Source organism: Agrococcus sp. DT81.2 (genome assembly GCF_049844935.1).
GTDB lineage: Bacteria > Actinomycetota > Actinomycetes > Actinomycetales > Microbacteriaceae > Agrococcus.
Map to the genome: position 1 here is coordinate 391155 of NZ_JBNCLZ010000003.1, position 17220 is coordinate 408374.

Genomic DNA, 17220 nt, shown 5'->3' on the forward strand with positions numbered 1-17220 from the left:
ACGCCGTTTGCACGACTGTCGAAGGAGATGGACCGTGACCGAGACCACCGCGCAGCAGCACCCCGCGCACACCGACGACCCGGAGTACGCAGCCAACCTGCGCCGGGCGACGCTCGCCTCGAGCGTGGGGAGTGCGCTCGAGTACTTCGACTTCGCCCTCTACGGACTCTTCTCGGCGCTGGTCTTCGGGCAGCTGTTCTTCTCGAACCTGCCGCCGGAGTTCGCAGTGGTCGCCTCGCTCGCCTCGTTCGGCGTCGGCTTCCTGGCCCGCCCGCTCGGCGGGCTCTTCTTCGGCACGCTCGGCGACCGCCTCGGGCGCAAGTGGGTGCTCGTGGTCACGATCCTGCTCATGGGCGGTGCGACGACCCTCATCGGCCTCCTGCCCACCTTCGACCAGATCGGCATCTGGGCTCCCATCCTGCTGACGGTGCTCCGCCTCGCGCAGGGCTTCGGCGCGGGCGCCGAGCAGGCCGGCGCGACGGTGCTCATGGCCGAGTACTCGCCGGTGCAGCGGCGCGGGTTCTTCTCGGCGCTGCCCTTCATCGGCATCCAGCTCGGCACGCTGCTCGCGGCGCTCGTCTTCTCGCTCATGGCGCTCCTGCCGGACGAGGTCTTCTTCGGGTGGGCCTGGCGCATCCCGTTCCTCGCCTCGTTCGTGCTGATCCTGCTCGCGCTCTTCATCCGCCTGCGGCTCAAGGAGACGCCGACGTTCGTCGAGCTCGAGAAGCACGAGCAGGTCGCGAGCCGACCGATCCGCGAGATCTTCACGAAGGGCCTCGCCGGCGTCACGGTCGGCGTTGGGCTGCGGATGGCCGAGAACGGCGGCTCCTACATGTTCCAGACCCTCGCGCTCGCCTTCGTCGCCGGCAACTTCCTCGCCAACCCGGTCGACCGAGGCGTCGCGACCTGGGGCGTCACGATCGGCTCGCTCATCGCGATGCTCGTGCTGCCGCTGACGGGCCACCTCTCCGACCGGTTCGGCCGCCGCATCATCTACCGTGCCGGCGCGGTCTTCATGCTGGTCTACGCGTTCCCCGCCTGGTGGCTGCTGTCGCAGGGCGACCCCGTGACGGTCGTGATCGTCATCGCGCTCGGCATCGGCATCGCCGTCAACACGATGCTCGGCCCGCAGTGCGCCATGCTCCCGGAGCTGTTCGGCAACCGCCACCGCTACCTCGGCGTCGCGATGGCGCGCGAGATCTCCGCGGTGCTCGCCGGCGGCCTCGCCGGCGTGCTGGGCGCCTACCTGCTGGCCGTCTCCGACGGCGACTGGCTGCTGCCCGCCATCTACATGGCAGCCCTCGCACTCATCACGACGGCGTCGACGTTCCTCGTGCCCGAGACGCGGGGCCGCGACCTCCTGCGCCTCGACGACGCCGTGAACGTGTCGACCGACGAGGGGCACGATCGCGACGCGGACCTCGCCGTCGCGCCGCTCTCGCGCTGATGCGCATCTCCCGCATCGCCGTCGGCGACCGCGTGCTGCACGCGCGCGTCGACGGCGACGGCTGGACGCCCGTCGAGGACCCGTACGCGGCGCTCGCGGACGGTCGTGACCCGGCCGACGCGGGCGCCCGCATCCCGTCCCGCGACGCGCGGCTGCTGCCGCCGGCGGTGCCCACCGTGCTCGTGGGCATCGCGCAGAATCGCGGCGCCTCCGACCACCCGCTGCCCGTGCAGGCGTGGCTCAAGAGCCCGCGCACCGTCGTCGGTCACGGCGAGGCCGTGCGCGTGCGGCGGGATGCCGGTCGCGTCGTCGTCGAGGCGGAGATCGCCGTCGTCGTCGGCCGTGACACGGGCGATCCCGCCACGACGGCCGTCACGGAGGCCAACGCCCACGAGTTCGTGCTCGGCGTCACGGCCGTCAACGACATCTCCTACCCCGACCGGGCAGAGCTCGACGTGCGCAACTTCGAGTCGAAGGGCGGCGAGGGCTCGACCCCGCTCGGCCCCTGGATCGACACCGACGCGTCGATCGACGCTCTGCCGCTCACGCTCGAGATCGACGGCCGCGTCGTGCGCGACTCGAGCGCCCAGGCCATGCCCGTGCCGGTGCGCGAGTCGCTCGCCTACGTCGCACGGTGGGTGCGGCTCGGTCCCGGCGACATCATCATGGCGGGCGCGCCGCTGTCGAACCACGAGGCCGCCGCGGGCTCGACCGTCGCGGTCGTCGTCGGCGACGCGCGGCTCGAGACGCCGCTGCGCTGATCCGGCCGCCGTCATCCCGCCCCGCCTCGATAGCCTTGCAACGAAGGAGACCAGTCATGCCCGAGTCCACCCTGAAGGTCGCCGTCGCCGTGACCATCGACGACGCCAACGCCGACCGCATCCGTGAGCTCGAACCGCGCGTGGAGCTGTTGCGCGATTCGTCGCTCACTCGCCCGTGGCGCTGGACCGGCGACTGGGAGGGCGATCCCGACTGGGAGCGCACCCCCGAGCAGCAGGCCGCCTTCGAGGCGATGCTCGACGGGGCGGATGCGATCTTCGGCGTCCCGGATGTCTCGCCGCCCGCGCTCGCCCGCGCGGTGCGCGCGAACCCGGACCTGCGATGGGTGCACACCACGGCGGCAGGCGGCGGCGGTCAGGTGCGCGCCGCAGAGCTGACCGAGGAGGAGCTGGAGCGGGTCACCGTCACGACGAGCGCCGGCATGCACGCGACGACGCTCGCCGAGTGGGCCGTCTTCGGGGTGCTCGCGGGTGCGAAGGGCCTGCGCCAGCTGGAGGCGGACCAGGCGAGCCGCACGTGGGGCGACGGCCGCCGCATCATGCGGCACGTGAGCGAGATGACGGTGCTCGTCGTCGGGCTGGGCGGCATCGGCAAGGTCGTCGCCGAGCGGTTCGCCGCACTCGGCGCGACGGTCTGGGGCACCACCCGCTCGGGCGAGCCGGTCGAGCACGTCGACCGCCTCGTGCCGATCGACGAGCTGGCCGAGGCCGCCGGGCAGGTGGACGCGATCGTGGCGACCCTGCCCGGCACCGCGCACACGACCGGGCTCATCGGTGCCGACGTCCTCGGCGGCGTGCGCGACGACACGATCTTCGTCAACGTCGGCCGCGGGACCGTCGTCGACGAGGACGCGCTGCTCGACGCCCTCGACGCGGGCCGGGTCGGCTTCGCGGCGCTCGACGTCACGGCGGTCGAGCCGCTGCCCTCCGAGTCGCGGCTGTGGGAGCACCCGAGCGTGCTGCTGAGCCCGCACACCGCCGCGCTGTCGGTGCAGGAGCCGCGCCGCATCGCCGAGCTGTTCGCCGCCAACGCCACAAGGCTGCTCGACGGCGAGCCGCTGCAGAACGTCATGTCGACGAAGGAGTTCTACTGATGGCCGACGGATTCGTTCCCAGGGGCACCGCGCTCTTCGACCTCACCGGTCGCTCCGCCCTCATCACCGGCTCGAGCCAGGGCATCGGCCGAGCGCTCGCGCAGGGGCTCGCCGAGGCGGGCGCCACGGTCGTCGTGCACGGCCGTGACCGCGCGAAGGCCGAGCGGGCGGCGGGCGAGATCGCCGCGTCCACCGGCCGCGAGGCGCACGTCGCGATCTTCGACGTGACGGATGCGTCGGCGGTCGACGCCGGGATCGCCGACGTCGAGGCGCGGCTCGGCACCCCGGACATCCTCGTGAACAACGCCGGCATCCAGCGCCGCAACCCGATCGCGGAGTTCACCGACGCGGACTGGCACGAGCTGGTGGCCACGAACCTGACGAGCGCGTTCCTGCTCTCCCGCCGCGTCGCGCGCGGCATGATCGAGCGCGGCTCCGGCCGCATCGTCTCGATCGGGAGCGTGCAGTCGCAGCTCGCCCGACCCTCGATCGCCCCGTACAGCGCTACCAAGGGCGCGATCGTCATGCTGACGAAGGGCCTGTGCGCCGACCTCGCGCCCCACGGCATCAGCGTGAACGCACTCGCACCGGGCTATTTCGCGACCGAGCTCACGCAGAAGCTCGTCGACGACCCGGAGTTCTCGGCATGGGTCGCGCAGCGCACGCCCGCCGGCCGCTGGGGGAGGGTCGAGGACCTCGTCGGCACGCTCGTGTTCCTCTCGAGCGACGCGAGCGCGTTCGTGAACGGCCAGACCATCTACGTCGATGGCGGCATGACGGCCGTCGTCTGAGCATCGGAGCAGGAGATGACCGAGAACCTGGGCCTCGTGGCCCACGCCAAGGAGGACGTGCGCGTCGAGGCCCTGCCCGAGCCGCAGCCGGGGCCGTCGGAGGCGGTGGTCGAGATCGCCTACGGCGGCATCTGCGGCTCCGACCTGCACTACTGGCTGCACGGCGCGGCGGGGCAGTCGATCCTGCGCGAGCCGATGGTGCTCGGCCACGAGGTGGTCGGCACGGTGCTCGCGGCCGCCGCCGACGGCACCGGTCCCGCGGCCGGCACGCCCGTGGCCGTGCACCCCGCGACGCCCATCGACGACGGCTCCGCCCCGTTCCCCGCCGACCGGCCCAACCTGAGCCCGGCCGGCACGTACCTGGGCTCGGCGGCCCGGCTGCCGCACACCGCCGGTGCCTTCGCGCGTCGCGTCGCGCTGCCCGCCCGGATGCTGCGCGCCCTGCCGGAGGGCCTCGACCTCCGCCTCGCCGCGCTCGCCGAGCCGGCCGCGGTGGCGTGGCACGGCGTCGGTCAAGCGGGCGACATCGCGGGCGCGCGCGTGCTCGTGATCGGCGCGGGCCCGATCGGCGCGCTCGCGATCGCCGTCGCGCGGCACCACGGCGCCGCTGAGATCGTCGCGACCGACCTGCACGAGCACCCGCGCGCGCTCGCGGAGCGGCTGGGCGCCCGCGCGCTCGACGCGATGGATGCCGATGCCATCGCGGCCGTGCACGCCGACGTGGTCATCGAGTCGTCGGGCACCGTGCCTGGGCTCGGCGCCGCGATCAGCGGCGCCCGCCGCGGCGGCACGGTCGTCATGCTCGGCCTGCAGCGGGCCGGCGACATCGCCGTGCCGATGGCGAGCGCCATCACGCGCGAGCTCACCCTGGTCGGCTCCTTCCGCTTCAATGACGAGCTCGACGACGTGCTCGACGCGCTCGCGGACGGCTCGCTCGACGCCGGCGCGGTCATCAGCGACGAGCTGCCGATCGCCGAAGGCCTGCGCGCCCTCGAGGTCGCGCGCGACGCATCCGTATCCTCGAAGGTGCTGCTGACGTTCGACGCGGCCGAGGGCGACGAAGGAGTGAGGCCATGAGCGAGACGCGGTACCCGTCGATGATCATCATGGGGGTGCAGGGCTCAGGGAAGTCCACGATCGGCGCTGCGCTCGCGCAGCGGCTCAACATCGACTTCATCGACGGCGACGACCTGCATCCGCCGGCGAACAAGGAGAAGATGCGCAGCGGCACGCCCCTCACCGACGAGGACCGCGTGCCGTGGCTCAAGACGATCGGCGACACGATCGCGCAGGGCACGGCGAACGGGCGCGTGACCATCGTCGCGTGCTCCGCGCTCAAGCGCTGGTACCGCGAGCTGCTGCGCTCGAGCGACCCATCGCTCGTCTTCGTGCACCTCGTTGGCGGCAAGGGGCTGCTGGCGGACCGCCTGGCGCACCGCGACCACGAGTACATGCCGAGCACGCTCCTCGATAGCCAGATGGAGACCCTCGAGCCGCTCGCCGAGTGGGAGCACGGCATCGCCATCTCGGTCGAGCAGACGCCCGCCGCCATCGTCGACGAGGTCACCCGCATCCTGACCGCTCGCGCCGCCGGCCGGGTCGTGCAGCACGACGCCGGCACGACCATCACCGGCGCGATCCAGGTCCCGTCCTCCTGATCCCGCGCCGCCCCAGGGCGGCGGCACCCTCCCGCACCACACCAGCACGCTAGGAGTCAGACCGATGGAAGACCTCGTCCTCAACTGGGACCTCGGCACCGGAGGGCTCCTGCTGCTGGCAGCGGCGTCCATCGCGCTGCTGCTGGTGCTCATCATGACCTTCAAGATCCACGCCTTCCTGGCGCTGATGATCACGAGCCTGCTGACGGCCGTCGCCGCCGGCATCCCGTTCGACCGCCTGATCGCGGCCATCCAGTTCGGCTTCAACCCGACGCTCGGCAGCGTGATGCTGCTCGTCGCGCTCGGCGCGATGCTCGGGCGCATGATCGAGACGTCCGGCGGAGCTCGCGTGCTCACCGACCGGCTCATCGCGCGCTTCGGCGAGCAGCGCGCCGGCATGGCCGTCGGCGTCGCGAGCCTGCTGATGGGCTTCCCGATCTTCTTCGACGCCGGCCTCGTCGTCATGCTGCCGATCATCTACGCCGTCTCCCGCAGGCTCGGCGGCTCGCTGCTCTCGGTCGCGTTCCCGGCCGCCCTCGCGTTCAGCGCGATGCACATCTTCGTGCCGCCGCACCCGGGACCCGTGAGCGCATCCGCCATCCTCGGCGCCGACGTGGGCCTCGTGCTGATCCTCGGCCTCGTCGTCGCGCTGCCCGTCTGGTACCTCGTGGGCGTGCTCTTCGGCGGCTGGGTGGGCCGCAAGTACCACGTCGACGTGCCCTCGATCCTCGACGGCTCGCGCGAGGACCACGACGAGATGGAGTCGAACCCGTCGTTCGGCAAGATCATCGTCCTGCTCGTGCTGCCCCTCGTCCTGATCCTGCTCAACACGGGCCTCAACATGTACGCGGCCACGACCGCGGACCCGGATGCGTTCAAGGCCGAGCCGGTCATCGCGCTGCTGCGCACCCTCGGCGAGACCCCCATCGCGCTGCTCATCACCGTGCTGGTGTCGTTCTGGCTGCTCGGATGGGGCATGGGCAAGAAGGGCTCGCTGCTCGACAAGATCGCCGACAGCGCACTCGGCCCGATCGCATCCGTCGTGCTCGTCACGGGCGCCGGCGGCATGTTCGGCGGCGTGCTGCGCGTCACCGGCATCGGCGACGCGATCGCCGAGTCGCTCAACTCGGTCGGCATGCCGGTGATCGTCGCGGCCTTCCTCATCTCGCTCATCGTGCGCATCGCGCAGGGCTCCGCGACCGTCGCGCTGACGACCGCGGCGTCGCTCATGGCGGGCGTCGTGATCGACGGCGGCTTCAACCCCGTCGAGACCGCCGCGATCGTGCTCGCGACCGCAGCCGGCTCGGTCGGCTTCAGCCACGTGAACGACTCCGGCTTCTGGCTCGTCAGCAAGTTCTTCGGGCTCGACGTCAAGACGACCCTCAAGACGTGGACGGTCGCGCAGGGCCTGATGGCGATCATCGGCTTCGCGATCTCCTTCGCCATCTACCTCGTCGGCGGCATGTTCGGCTGACCTGAGGCGGACGGCAGAAGCGGAGGCTCCGGCGGGGCCTCCGCTTCCGTCGTTCCGGGCACGCCGCCGGGGGACCGGTACCGATCTGCGGGTCGGTGCCCCGTGCATCCGCACGTCGGTACGGGAGTCCGCGGCGGCCGCGAGCGACCGGTACCGATCTGCGAGTCGGTGCCGCGTGCATCCGCAACTCGGTACCGGAGCCCGGGGCCGCCGCGAGGACCGGGTCCGAACTGCGGGTCGACGGCAACTGATAGAGTCTGAGGCTGAACTTCGGCGAGGGGTGCGGACGCATCCGTGATCGACGCAGTGGCAGCAGCGGACCCAGTCCTCACGCTTCGCGCGTTCGAGTCGACCATCGACGGGCTGCGGCCCACTAGGAGCACTTCCATGACTGACGCCAGCAAGCTGGTCACCGAGATCCGCACGGCCTTCGGCAAGGGCGCGGCCCGCAAGCTGCGCGCCGTCGGCAAGATCCCCGCGGTCCTGTACGGCCACGGCACCGAGCCCCAGCACCTCACGCTCAACGCGCACGACGTCTTCATGACCGTCCGCCGCTCGAACGCGATCTTCGACCTCGAGATCGAGGGCAAGTCGCAGCTCGCGCTCGTGAAGGACATCCAGCGCAACCCCGTCCTGCAGGGCGCGCAGGCCATCGAGCACCTCGACCTCGTCATCGTCACGCGTGGCGAGAAGGTCGTCGTCGACGTGCCGATCCACGTCGAGGGCGAGTCCGCACCCGGCACCATCACGAACCTCGAGCTCACGAGCATCTCGATCGAGGTCGACGCGATGCAGATCCCGAACAACCTCGTCGTCTCGATCGAGGGCCTCGAGGAGGGCTCGCACATCCTCGCCGGCGGCATCGACCTGCCCGCGGGCGCGACGCTGCTCACCGACCCCGAGGCGCTCATCATCGGCATCATGGTGCCGGCCGCTCCGCAGGACGAGGACGAGGGCGCGACCGGCACCGGCGCGAGCGGCGAGGCCTCGGACGACTCGGCTTCGGCGTAGCGGGTCTCCGGCAGCCTCGCCGGCATGGCTGAGACGTGGCTCGTGGTCGGGCTCGGGAATCCCGGGCCCGACTACGAGCGCACGCGTCACAACATCGGCCGCCGCGCGCTCGCCGAGGTGGAGCGCCGCGCCGGCGCGACGCCCAAGCGGCACGGTCGCGCGCAGGCGCTCGTGGCCGAGTCGCGCGTGGTCGGCGGACCGAAGGTGGTCACGGCGTTCCCGACCAGCTGGATGAATCGCTCCGGCGGCCCGGTCGCGCAGCTCATGGACTTCTACGGGATCGACCCGGAGCACGTCATCGTGCTGCATGACGAGCTCGACCTGCCGCTCGGGACCGTGCGCCTCAAGCAGGGCGGCGGACACGGCGGCCACAACGGGATGCGCGACATCATCGCGGCCCGCGGCGGCGACGTGCTGCGCGTCCGGCTCGGCATCGGCCGCCCGCCCGGCCGCCAGGACGCGGCCGAGTTCGTCCTGAAGCCCTTCGCGAAGGCCGAGCAGGAGGAGGCCGAGCTGCTCGTGCAGCTGGGCGCCGATGCGGTCGAGCGCATCATCGCGGAGGGGTTCGCGGAGGCGCAGCAGCGCATCCACGCGCCGTCCTGACCCCTCAGGACCCGCCGCTAGCATGGAGTGCCGATCGGAAGGGAAGTGCGTCTCGTGCGTCGAACCGCCATGCGTGTCGCAGCCGTCGTCACGGTGAGCCTCGCGCTCGCAGGCTGCGCCGGCGCCGAGCCCGAGCAGTCCGCCGCGCCCGACGGCCCGAACGGCTACACGCTCTCGGCGAGCCTCGACGACGGCTCCATCCTCTGGTGGGACGGCGGCGACGAGTCGGGCCTCACCGACCTCATCCTCGAGGATCCCGACGGCCGCATGTTCGCCTCCTGCCTCGGCACGGGCCCGCTGCTGTGCCTCGGCGGTCCCGAGGCCTCGCGCGGAGCGCTCGTGATCGCGCCCGCCGGCGCCGAGCGGGCGGTCATGCACTGGTACGGCCAGGATGTCGAGCTCGTGCGCGGGGAGAACACGCCAGCGGAGGCCCCGCCCGTCTTCGCCGGCGTCATGCCCCCTGTCGTCCCCGACGGCGCCTACAGCCTCGAGGTGTTCGACGGCGCCGGCGCCGTCGTCATGGCGCAGTGAGCCTGCAGCCCCTGCTCGAGCTGCTGGAGCGCGGCGCCCTCGGCGCCGTCGCCGAGGCGAGCCGCGGTGGCGCGCTCTCCGGCATCGAGGCGATGCGCGCGCCGGTCGTCGCGTCGATCGCAAGCGGCCACGATCGCCCGCTGCTCGTGATCACGGCCACCCGCCGCGAGGCGGAGGCGGTGCGCGACGACATCGGCGCCTGGCTGCCCGAGGCCCAGGTGCTCGAGCTCCCCGCCTGGGAGACGCTGCCGCACGAGCGGCTGAGCCCCTCCGCCGAGACCGTGGGTCGCCGCGGCGCCACGCTGCGGGCGCTCGCCGAGCGCCGACCGGGTACGCCCACGATCGTCATCGCCTCGGTGCGCGCCGCCCTGCAGCCCGTCGCCGACAACCTGCTCTCCATCGCGCCCGTCGAGCTCGTCGCGGGCGCCCGCGGCGTCGACCTCGCCGCCCTCTCGCGGCAGCTCGTCGACCTCGCGTACACGCGCGTCGACATGGTCACCCGGCGCGGCGAGTTCGCCGTGCGCGGCGGCATCGTCGACGTCTTCGCGCCCGCCGACGACTACCCGGTGCGCATCGAGCTGTTCGGCGACGAGGTCGAGCAGATGCGGCGCTTCCACGTCGCCGACCAGCGCTCCGACGCCGAGCCCATCGAGCGCGTCGTGCTGCCGCCGAGCCGCGAGATGCTGCTCACGGATGCGGTGCGCGCGCGGGCACGCCAGCTCGCCCCCGAGTTCCCCGGCATCCAGCAGATGCTCGAGAAGATCGCCCAGGGCATCCCGGTCGAGGGGATGGAGTCGCTCGCCCCAGCGCTGCTGCCGCGTCTCGTGCCCATCACCCACTACCTGCCCGACGCGGGCGTCATCGTGCTCGGGCCCGAGCGCATCCGCGACCGCGTCGCGAGCCTGAACGAGACGAACCAGGAGTTCCTGCAGGCGGCATGGAGCGCCGCGACCGCCGGCGGCGACGCGCCCGTCGACCTCAGCAGCGGCTTCCTGAGCCTCGACGAGCTGCGCGACCAGGTGCGCGCGCCGTGGTGGACGTACTCGACGCTGCAGGCCGACGACTCCGTCACGGGCATCGACGCGCTGCCGGTGCCGAGCTTCACGGGTCGCGCCGACGGCGCGGTCGACCACTTGCGCGAGCGTGCTCGCGACGGGTGGCGCGTCGTCGTCACCGCGGCGGGCCACGGGCTCGTCGAGCGCGCGGCGCAGGTGCTCGGCGAGCACGAGGTCGCCGCGCGCGTCGTCGAGTCGCTGCCCGCCCAGCTCGAGCCGGGCGTCGTGCACGTCACGCAGGCCTCGATCGAGCACGGCTTCTCGCTGCCCGACGACCGCATCGAGCTGCTGAGCGAGGCCGAGTTCTTCGGCCGCGCCGTTGGCGTCGACGCGCGGCAGCCGCACAAGCTGGCCGGTCGGCGCCGATCCGTCGTCGACCCGCTGCAGCTCAAGGCCGGCGACTACGTCGTGCACGAGACGCACGGCGTCGGCCGCTTCGTCGAGCTCACGCAGCGCACCGTCTCGACCGGTGGCCGCAACCCGGTGAAGACGACCCGCGAATACCTCGTGATCGAGTACGCGCCGTCGAAGCGCGGCCATCCTGGCGATCGGCTCTCGGTGCCCACCGACCAGCTCGACCAGCTCAACCGCTACGTCGGCGGCGAGGCGCCGCAGCTGTCGAAGATGGGCGGCAGCGACTGGCAGCAGTCGAAGGCGAAGGCGCGCAGGGCCGTGCGCGACATCGCGGTCGAGCTCGTGCAGCTCTACTCGAAGCGGATGGCGTCGAAGGGACGCGCGTTCGGCCCCGATTCGCCGTGGCAGCGCGAGCTCGAGGATGCGTTCCCGTACGCGGAGACGCCCGACCAGCTGACCACGATCGAAGAGGTCAAGCGCGACATGGAGCGCTCGGTGCCGATGGACCGGCTGCTCTCGGGCGACGTGGGCTACGGCAAGACCGAGGTCGCCGTGCGCGCCGCGTTCAAGGCCGTGCAGGACGGCACGCAGGTGGCGGTGCTCGTGCCGACGACCCTGCTCGTGCGGCAGCACTTCGAGACGTTCGCCGCACGCTTCGCGGGCTTCCCGGTGCAGGTGCGTGCGCTCAGCCGGTTCCAGAGCGACAAGGAGGTGCGGGAGACGATCGCCGGCATCGCCGACGGCACCGTCGACGTCGTGATCGGCACCCACCGCATCCTCTCGGAGGGCGTGCAGTTCAAGGAGCTCGGCCTCGTCGTCATCGACGAGGAGCAGCGCTTCGGCGTCGAGCACAAGGAGCGGCTCAAGGCCATGAAGGCCAACGTCGACGTGCTCTCGATGTCGGCGACGCCGATCCCTCGCACGCTCGAGATGGCGGTCACGGGCATCCGCGAGATGTCGACGCTCGCGACGCCGCCCGAGGCCCGCCACCCCGTGCTCACGTTCGTCGGCGCCTACAACGAGCAGCAGGTCGCGGCCGCGATCCGCCGCGAGCTGCTGCGCGAGGGCCAGGTGTTCTTCGTGCACAACCGCGTCTCGTCGATCAACCGGGTCGCGGCGCAGCTGCGCGAGCTCGTGCCGGAGGCCCGCATCGGCGTCGCCCACGGCAAGATGCCCGAGACCGCGCTCGAGCGCGTCATCGTCGACTTCTGGGAGAAGCAGTACGACGTGCTCGTCTCCACGACGATCGTCGAGACCGGCCTCGACATCCCGAACGCCAACACGCTCATCGTCGACCACGCCGAGCGCTACGGCCTCAGCCAGCTGCACCAGCTGCGCGGGCGCGTCGGTCGCGGGCGTGAGCGCGCCTACGCGTACTTCCTCTACGACGCCGACAAGCCGCTCTCGGAGACCGCCCACGACCGGCTCGAGACGATCGCCGTGCACAACGAGCTCGGCGCCGGCATGCAGGTCGCGCTCAAGGACCTCGAGATCCGCGGCGCCGGCAACCTGCTGGGCGGCGAGCAGTCCGGTCACATCGCCGGCGTCGGCTTCGACCTGTACCTGCGGATGGTGGGGGAGGCCGTCGCGGTCTTCCGCGGCGAGGAGGACGAGGGGCCGCGCGAGCTGCGGCTCGAGCTGCCGGTCGACGCGGTGATCCCCGAGGAGTACGTCGACGCCGAGCGGCTGCGCCTCGAGGCGTACCAGAAGCTCTCGGCGGCCGCGTCGTCGCGCGACGATGAGGCCATCGACCACGTCGTGGAGGAGCTGCGCGACCGCTACGGCGAGCCGCCGGCGCAGGTGACGGCGCTCGTCGCCATGGCGCGCCTGCGGCGGAAGGCGCAGCGCGCGCAGCTCTCCGAGGTCATCACCGTCGGCCCGAACCTGCGCGTCGGCCCCGCCGACCTCGCCGAGTCGGTGCAGCTGCGGCTCCGGCGCATGTATCCGGAGTCGAAGCTCAACGCGCAGGCCAAGACCGTCGTCGTGCCCATCCCCACCGCCGGCGGCGGTCGCCTGGCAGGCACGCAAGCCGAGCCGCTGCCGGACGCCGAGCTGATCGCGTGGGTCGATGCGCTGCTCGACGCCATCTTCCCGCCGCCGAAGGAGCCGGCGGCCGAGGATGCCGAGGCCAGGTCGTCGCGGTGAGCGCCCTCGACGAGCTCGTCGCCGTGATGGCGCGGCTGCGCGGCCCGGGCGGCTGTCCCTGGGACGCCGAGCAGACGCACGCCTCGCTCGTGCCGTACGTCATCGAGGAGGCGCACGAGCTCGCGGAGGCCGTCGAGGTCAGGGAGGATGGGCGCGGCGACGACGCCCACCTGCGGGAGGAGCTCGGCGACGTGCTGCTGCAGGTCGTCTTCCACGCCGACATCGCGCGCGCCGAGGGCCGCTTCGACGTCGACGACGTCGCTCGCACGCTGATCGCGAAGCTGCGCCGCCGCCACCCGCACGTCTTCGATGACGTCGCCGTCGACGGCGTCGCGGACGTCGTGGCGAACTGGGATGCCATCAAGCGCGCCGAGAAGCCGGAGCGGTCGAGCGCGCTCGACGGCATCCCGGCCGGCCTGCCCGCCCTCGCGCGCGCCGAGAAGACGATGAGCCGCGCCCGACGGGCAGGGCTCGAGCTGCCGGCCGCGGCCGTCGACGCAGCGGATCCTGCCGACGAGCAGGCGCTCGGCGCCGCCCTGCTCGGCATGGTGCGCACCGCGAGCGACCGCGGGCTCGACGCCGAGCGCGCCCTCCGGGCAGCGACGCGCGCGCTCGAGCTGCAGCTGCGCGAGCAGGAGGCTACGGCCGGATGACGACGCTGCCGACCTTCCTGCCCGAGTCGGCGATCTCGTAGGCCCGCTGGATCTCGTCCATCGGCATCGACTCCTGGATGACCGGGTCGAGCTCGCCGCTCGCGACGAGCTCGAGGAGCCGCGTCATGTGCTCGGGGCGCGAGCCGGAGACGCCCGCCCTCACTTGCCCTCGAGCCGCGAGGGTCTGCCCGAGCGTCGCGAGCACGAGCACGAGCATGCCGCCGTCGGCCAGCAGCGCCCGGCCGGCGCGCGTCGAGAGCGCGCCGACGGTGTCGAGCACGATGTCGAAGCGCTCGGGGATGCGCTCGACGGGCGTCTCGGTGTAGTCGATGACCGCGTCGGCTCCCAGCCGACGCGCGAGCTCGGCGTTGCGGCCGCTCGTGACCGCCGTCACGCGAGCGCCGGCGAGCTTCGCCACCTGCACGAGGCTCGAGCCCACCGCGCCCGAGGCGCCGACGACCAGCACCGACTGGCCCTCGCGCACGTGCGCGACGTCCTCGAGGAAGTGCATCGCGGTGCAGCCGCCGAACAGCACGGCGGCCGCGGCATCGAACGAGATGCCGCCCGGCTTCGGCACGAGCCGGTCGGCGCGCACGGCGACGAGCTCGGCGTGCGCGCCGAGCCGCGCGCCGGTCGTGCCCGCGACCTCGTCGCCCACGGCGAGCGACGTGACGCCGTCGCCGAGCGACTCCACCGTGCCCGACAGGGCGACGCCCAGCACGCGCCGGCGCGGTCCCCGGAGGCCGATGCCGAGGCGGCCGGGCAGCCCGAAGCCGCGGGGGAACCGCGCCGCGCGCATGCGTGCATCGCCGGAGTTGACGGCGGCCGCGGCGACGCGCACCACCACCTCGCCCTTGCGGGCCACCGGATCGGCGACCTCCGTGACCCGTGCCACGCTCGGCGGTCCGTACCGCTCGACGACGACTGCGCGCATCCCTGCTCCTTACATCCGTAAGCCTGTGTTGCCGCGAGCGTACCCTTACACTCGTAAGTGCACAAGGGATCGGGAGGCGCGGATGGCGGAGTCGACGAGGACGAGACCCGTGGCTCGCCCCGGCCTGACGGCAGAGCGCGTGGTGGAGGCGGCCGCGGCGGTCGCCGACCGTGAGGGGCTCCACGGCGTGAGCATGCGGCGCGTCGGGCGCGAGCTCGGCGTCGAGGCGATGTCGCTCTACCACCACGTGGCGAGCAAGGACGCGCTGCTCGACGCGCTGGGCGACTGGCTCATGGCGCAGGTCGCGCGCCCGCCGGTCGACGCGGCATGGCGCGACGGCATCCGCATCCGGTGCCACTCGCTGCGCGACGTCATGCGCGAGCACCCGTGGGGACCGGCGATCGTCGAGTCGCGCCGCACGCCGGGGCTCGTGCTGCTGGGCCATCTCGAGGCAGTCCTCGACTGCCTCCACCGCGGCGGCTTCCCCGTGCAGCTGGCTGCGCACGCGTTCTCGGTGCTCGATGCGTACGTCTACGGCTTCGTGCTCACCGAGCAGAGCCTGCCGTTCGAGCCGGGCGGCGGCGTCGACGACCTCGCCGAGGAGATGGCGGTACCGGCCGACGCCTTCCCGCGCATGGCGGCCTTCATCGAGCAGGTCATCGTCGGGCGCTCGTACGACTACGGCGACGAGTTCGCGTACGGCCTCGAGCTCGTGCTCGACGGCCTCGACGCGAGGCTCGCCGAGGCGGCCGATTCGCGGTAGCGCAGCCGCCCGACACCGGCGACGATGAAGATGCCGATCATGAAGGCGAGCAGCACTTGCCCCGTCGGCACGATGAGGCCCGTCCATCCGCCGTGCACGCCGGGGTCGAGGAACGGGTACGGGAACCACCCGTCGATGAGTCCGCCCCGCAGCCACGCGGCGATCAGGAAGGCGACCGGGTACGCCATCCACCAGGCGGCCCGGCGGAGGCGGATGCGCCGGAACGTCGGCACGAGCAGCCAGTCGAGCCCGACCATCCACGGGATGAAGCGGTGCTGCGCCGCGTTCGTGTACTCGATCGTCCACGACCACACCTCGTCGGGCTTCGCGAGCAGGATCGCGTAGACGAGGCCGGCGAGCACGGCGTATGCGGTGATGGCGCCGCGCAGGTGGTCGAACCAGAGCGGCCGATGCTCCTCGCGCGTGCCCAGCATCCAGAGGTAGAGGACGATCACCATGATGTTCGCCTGGATCGTGAAGTAGGCGAAGTGCTCGGTCGGCGGCTCACCCGAGCGCACCATGTTCACGATGTTCCACGCCTCGGCGAACACCGCCGTGAGGACGATGACGACCCGCCACGCGACCACCGGGATCGCGCGGTCGTGGAAGGGCCAGCGCCGGCGCATGGCGCCATGATGGCACGCGGAGAGCGGCCACGGATGCCCTGCGGCGGGCCGGGTGCAGCGCGTGCGGGAGAATGGTCGCCATGGCAACCCAGGTGCACCCGGCGCGCGGCATGCGCGACTTCCTGCCCGTCGAGAAGCGGCGCCGCGAGCGCGTGCTCCGCGTCATCAGGGACGCCTACGAGGACCATGGCTTCGAGGAGATCGAGACCCCCGTCGTCGAGGACGCCGATCGCCTGCACGCGGGCCTGGGCGGCGACAACGAGAAGCTCGCATTCGCGGTCATGCGGCGCGGGCTCACCGTCGATGACCTGCGCGCCGCCGAGGCGCCGCTCGCCCTCGCCGACCTCGGCCTGCGCTTCGACCTCACCGTGCCGCTCGCGCGCTTCATCGCCTCGAACCGCGCGGCGCTCCCGCCCGTGTTCCGCGCCATCCAGATCGCGCCGGTGTGGCGCGCCGAGCGCCCCCAGCGCGGCCGCTACCGCCAGTTCATGCAGTGCGACATCGATATCGCCGGCGAGGCGGGCATCGCCGCGGAGCTCGAGCTGCTCGCCGCGACGGCGGATGCGCTGACGCGGCTCGGCATCCCCGACGCGTTCATCCGCATCAACGACCGGCGCATCCTCGCGGCGGCGCTCGAGCACGCCGGCGTCGCGGAGGAGCTGCGCGAGGGCGCGCTCGTCACGGTCGACAAGCTCGACAAGATCGGCAGGGAGGGCGTCGCCGAGGAGCTGGGCGCGCGCGGCGTGGACGGCGAGCGGCTGCTCGCGACGCTCGACGCGATCCAGTCGGGGGAGGAGCTCGAGGGGTTCGACGCCACCGTGCTCGACGGGGTGCGCGAGCTGCTCGGCGCGAGCGTCGGCATCCGCCTCGACTTCGACCCCACCCTCGTGCGCGGCATGGGCTACTACACGGGCCCGATCTTCGAGATCGCGCACCCCGAGCTGCCCTACTCGATCGGCGGCGGCGGCCGCTACGACGGCATGATCGGTCGCTTCCTGGGCCAGGAGCTGCCCGCCGTGGGCATCTCGCTCGGCTTCGAGCGGCTCGTCGACCTCGTCGTGCTGCCGGAGGACGGCGCGCGCGAGGCGATCGCGCTGCTGGTCGACAAGGCGGTCGAGCCCGCCGCCGCGCTGGCGATCAAGCGCGACCTCGTCGCGGCCGGCCAGACCGTGCGCATGCAGCGCCGCACGAAGAACGTGACCGGCCTGCTCGAGCAGCTGGCCGCAAACGGGGCCACCCACTTCGCCTTCGTGCGCCCCGGCGACGCGGCCGCGACGCTGGACGTGAAGCCCATCTCCTGAC

At 72.5% G+C, this 17220-nt stretch carries 16 protein-coding genes; 14 read left to right on the plus strand and 2 right to left on the minus strand.

Annotated features, from left to right (window positions below):
• The first annotated feature begins 34 nt into the window (after window positions 1-34).
• The 12 genes from ACLQ21_RS08210 (at window position 35) to ACLQ21_RS08265 (ending at window position 13595) form a co-directional block, all read left to right on the plus strand.
• Entirely contained in the window at window positions 35-1447 is a 1413-nt protein-coding gene (locus tag ACLQ21_RS08210) for an MFS transporter (protein WP_425662768.1), read from the plus strand.
• On the plus strand, window positions 1447-2208 hold the full coding sequence (locus ACLQ21_RS08215) for a fumarylacetoacetate hydrolase family protein (protein WP_425662770.1): 762 nt from the start codon (window positions 1447-1449) through the stop codon (window positions 2206-2208). Before ACLQ21_RS08210 ends, ACLQ21_RS08215 begins: the two co-directional genes overlap by 1 nt.
• 56 nt (window positions 2209-2264) lie before the next feature.
• A complete protein-coding gene (locus ACLQ21_RS08220) occupies window positions 2265-3320 on the plus strand; it encodes a D-2-hydroxyacid dehydrogenase (RefSeq protein WP_425662771.1) in 1056 nt (351 codons plus the stop codon).
• Window positions 3320-4111 carry a glucose 1-dehydrogenase gene (locus ACLQ21_RS08225; protein ID WP_425662773.1) on the plus strand — a complete coding sequence of 264 codons (792 nt, stop codon included), beginning with the start codon at window positions 3320-3322 and terminating at the stop codon, window positions 4109-4111. Before ACLQ21_RS08220 ends, ACLQ21_RS08225 begins: the two co-directional genes overlap by 1 nt.
• A gap of 15 nt (window positions 4112-4126) precedes the next feature.
• A complete protein-coding gene (locus ACLQ21_RS08230) occupies window positions 4127-5188 on the plus strand; it encodes a zinc-binding dehydrogenase (protein WP_425662774.1) in 1062 nt (353 codons plus the stop codon).
• A complete protein-coding gene (locus tag ACLQ21_RS08235; RefSeq protein WP_425662776.1) occupies window positions 5185-5769 on the plus strand; it encodes a gluconokinase in 585 nt (194 codons plus the stop codon). Before ACLQ21_RS08230 ends, ACLQ21_RS08235 begins: the two co-directional genes overlap by 4 nt.
• A gap of 64 nt (window positions 5770-5833) precedes the next feature.
• Complete coding sequence (locus tag ACLQ21_RS08240; protein ID WP_425662778.1) at window positions 5834-7243, plus strand: GntP family permease; 1410 nt, start codon at window positions 5834-5836, stop codon at window positions 7241-7243.
• A 387-nt stretch (window positions 7244-7630) separates the two neighbouring features.
• The gene (locus tag ACLQ21_RS08245) at window positions 7631-8254 is read left to right on the plus strand and encodes a 50S ribosomal protein L25/general stress protein Ctc (RefSeq protein WP_425662780.1); all 624 of its coding nucleotides are present in this window, start codon (window positions 7631-7633) and stop codon (window positions 8252-8254) included.
• Window positions 8255-8278: 24 nt separating this feature from the next.
• A complete protein-coding gene (gene pth, locus ACLQ21_RS08250) occupies window positions 8279-8857 on the plus strand; it encodes an aminoacyl-tRNA hydrolase (protein ID WP_425662782.1) in 579 nt (192 codons plus the stop codon).
• A gap of 69 nt (window positions 8858-8926) precedes the next feature.
• Window positions 8927-9388, plus strand: a complete 462-nt coding sequence (locus tag ACLQ21_RS08255) for a hypothetical protein (protein WP_425662783.1) — start codon at window positions 8927-8929, stop codon at window positions 9386-9388.
• Window positions 9385-12942 (plus strand): transcription-repair coupling factor, encoded by a 3558-nt coding sequence (gene mfd, locus ACLQ21_RS08260; protein ID WP_425662785.1) that lies wholly within the window; start codon window positions 9385-9387, stop codon window positions 12940-12942. Before ACLQ21_RS08255 ends, mfd begins: the two co-directional genes overlap by 4 nt.
• On the plus strand, window positions 12939-13595 hold the full coding sequence (locus tag ACLQ21_RS08265) for a MazG family protein (protein ID WP_425662786.1): 657 nt from the start codon (window positions 12939-12941) through the stop codon (window positions 13593-13595). The genes mfd and ACLQ21_RS08265 overlap by 4 nt, the downstream gene beginning before the upstream one ends.
• Here ACLQ21_RS08265 and ACLQ21_RS08270 read toward each other — a convergent pair.
• Window positions 13582-14529: an NAD(P)-dependent alcohol dehydrogenase gene (locus ACLQ21_RS08270; RefSeq protein ID WP_425662788.1), complete on the minus strand. Its 948-nt coding sequence runs from the start codon at window positions 14527-14529 to the stop codon at window positions 13582-13584. The two genes, ACLQ21_RS08265 and ACLQ21_RS08270, sit on opposite strands and share 14 nt — an antisense overlap.
• Before the next feature lie 109 nt (window positions 14530-14638).
• Between ACLQ21_RS08270 and ACLQ21_RS08275 the strand changes: the two genes are divergently transcribed.
• Window positions 14639-15292: a TetR/AcrR family transcriptional regulator gene (locus ACLQ21_RS08275; protein WP_425662790.1), complete on the plus strand. Its 654-nt coding sequence runs from the start codon at window positions 14639-14641 to the stop codon at window positions 15290-15292.
• On the opposite strand, the gene ACLQ21_RS08280 is transcribed toward ACLQ21_RS08275, so the two are convergent.
• On the minus strand, window positions 15208-15918 hold the full coding sequence (locus ACLQ21_RS08280) for a Pr6Pr family membrane protein (RefSeq protein ID WP_425662792.1): 711 nt from the start codon (window positions 15916-15918) through the stop codon (window positions 15208-15210). The two genes, ACLQ21_RS08275 and ACLQ21_RS08280, sit on opposite strands and share 85 nt — an antisense overlap.
• Window positions 15919-15998: 80 nt before the next feature.
• On the opposite strand from ACLQ21_RS08280, the gene hisS reads away from it, so the two are divergent.
• The gene (gene hisS, locus ACLQ21_RS08285; protein WP_425662794.1) at window positions 15999-17219 is read left to right on the plus strand and encodes a histidine--tRNA ligase; all 1221 of its coding nucleotides are present in this window, start codon (window positions 15999-16001) and stop codon (window positions 17217-17219) included.
• Window position 17220: the final 1 nt, after the last annotated feature.

Coding starts and splice junctions, on each gene's coding strand:
- ACLQ21_RS08240 (WP_425662778.1), top strand. CDS start 5,834: ATGGAAGACCTCGTCCTCAACTGGGACCTCGGCACCGGAGGGCTCCTG.
- ACLQ21_RS08245 (WP_425662780.1), top strand. CDS start 7,631: ATGACTGACGCCAGCAAGCTGGTCACCGAGATCCGCACGGCCTTCGGC.
- pth (WP_425662782.1), top strand. CDS start 8,279: ATGGCTGAGACGTGGCTCGTGGTCGGGCTCGGGAATCCCGGGCCCGAC.
- ACLQ21_RS08235 (WP_425662776.1), top strand. CDS start 5,185: ATGAGCGAGACGCGGTACCCGTCGATGATCATCATGGGGGTGCAGGGC.
- ACLQ21_RS08280 (WP_425662792.1), bottom strand. CDS start 15,918: ATGCGCCGGCGCTGGCCCTTCCACGACCGCGCGATCCCGGTGGTCGCG.
- hisS (WP_425662794.1), top strand. CDS start 15,999: ATGGCAACCCAGGTGCACCCGGCGCGCGGCATGCGCGACTTCCTGCCC.
- ACLQ21_RS08220 (WP_425662771.1), top strand. CDS start 2,265: ATGCCCGAGTCCACCCTGAAGGTCGCCGTCGCCGTGACCATCGACGAC.
- ACLQ21_RS08225 (WP_425662773.1), top strand. CDS start 3,320: ATGGCCGACGGATTCGTTCCCAGGGGCACCGCGCTCTTCGACCTCACC.
- ACLQ21_RS08255 (WP_425662783.1), top strand. CDS start 8,927: ATGCGTGTCGCAGCCGTCGTCACGGTGAGCCTCGCGCTCGCAGGCTGC.
- ACLQ21_RS08270 (WP_425662788.1), bottom strand. CDS start 14,529: ATGCGCGCAGTCGTCGTCGAGCGGTACGGACCGCCGAGCGTGGCACGG.
- ACLQ21_RS08230 (WP_425662774.1), top strand. CDS start 4,127: ATGACCGAGAACCTGGGCCTCGTGGCCCACGCCAAGGAGGACGTGCGC.
- ACLQ21_RS08215 (WP_425662770.1), top strand. CDS start 1,447: ATGCGCATCTCCCGCATCGCCGTCGGCGACCGCGTGCTGCACGCGCGC.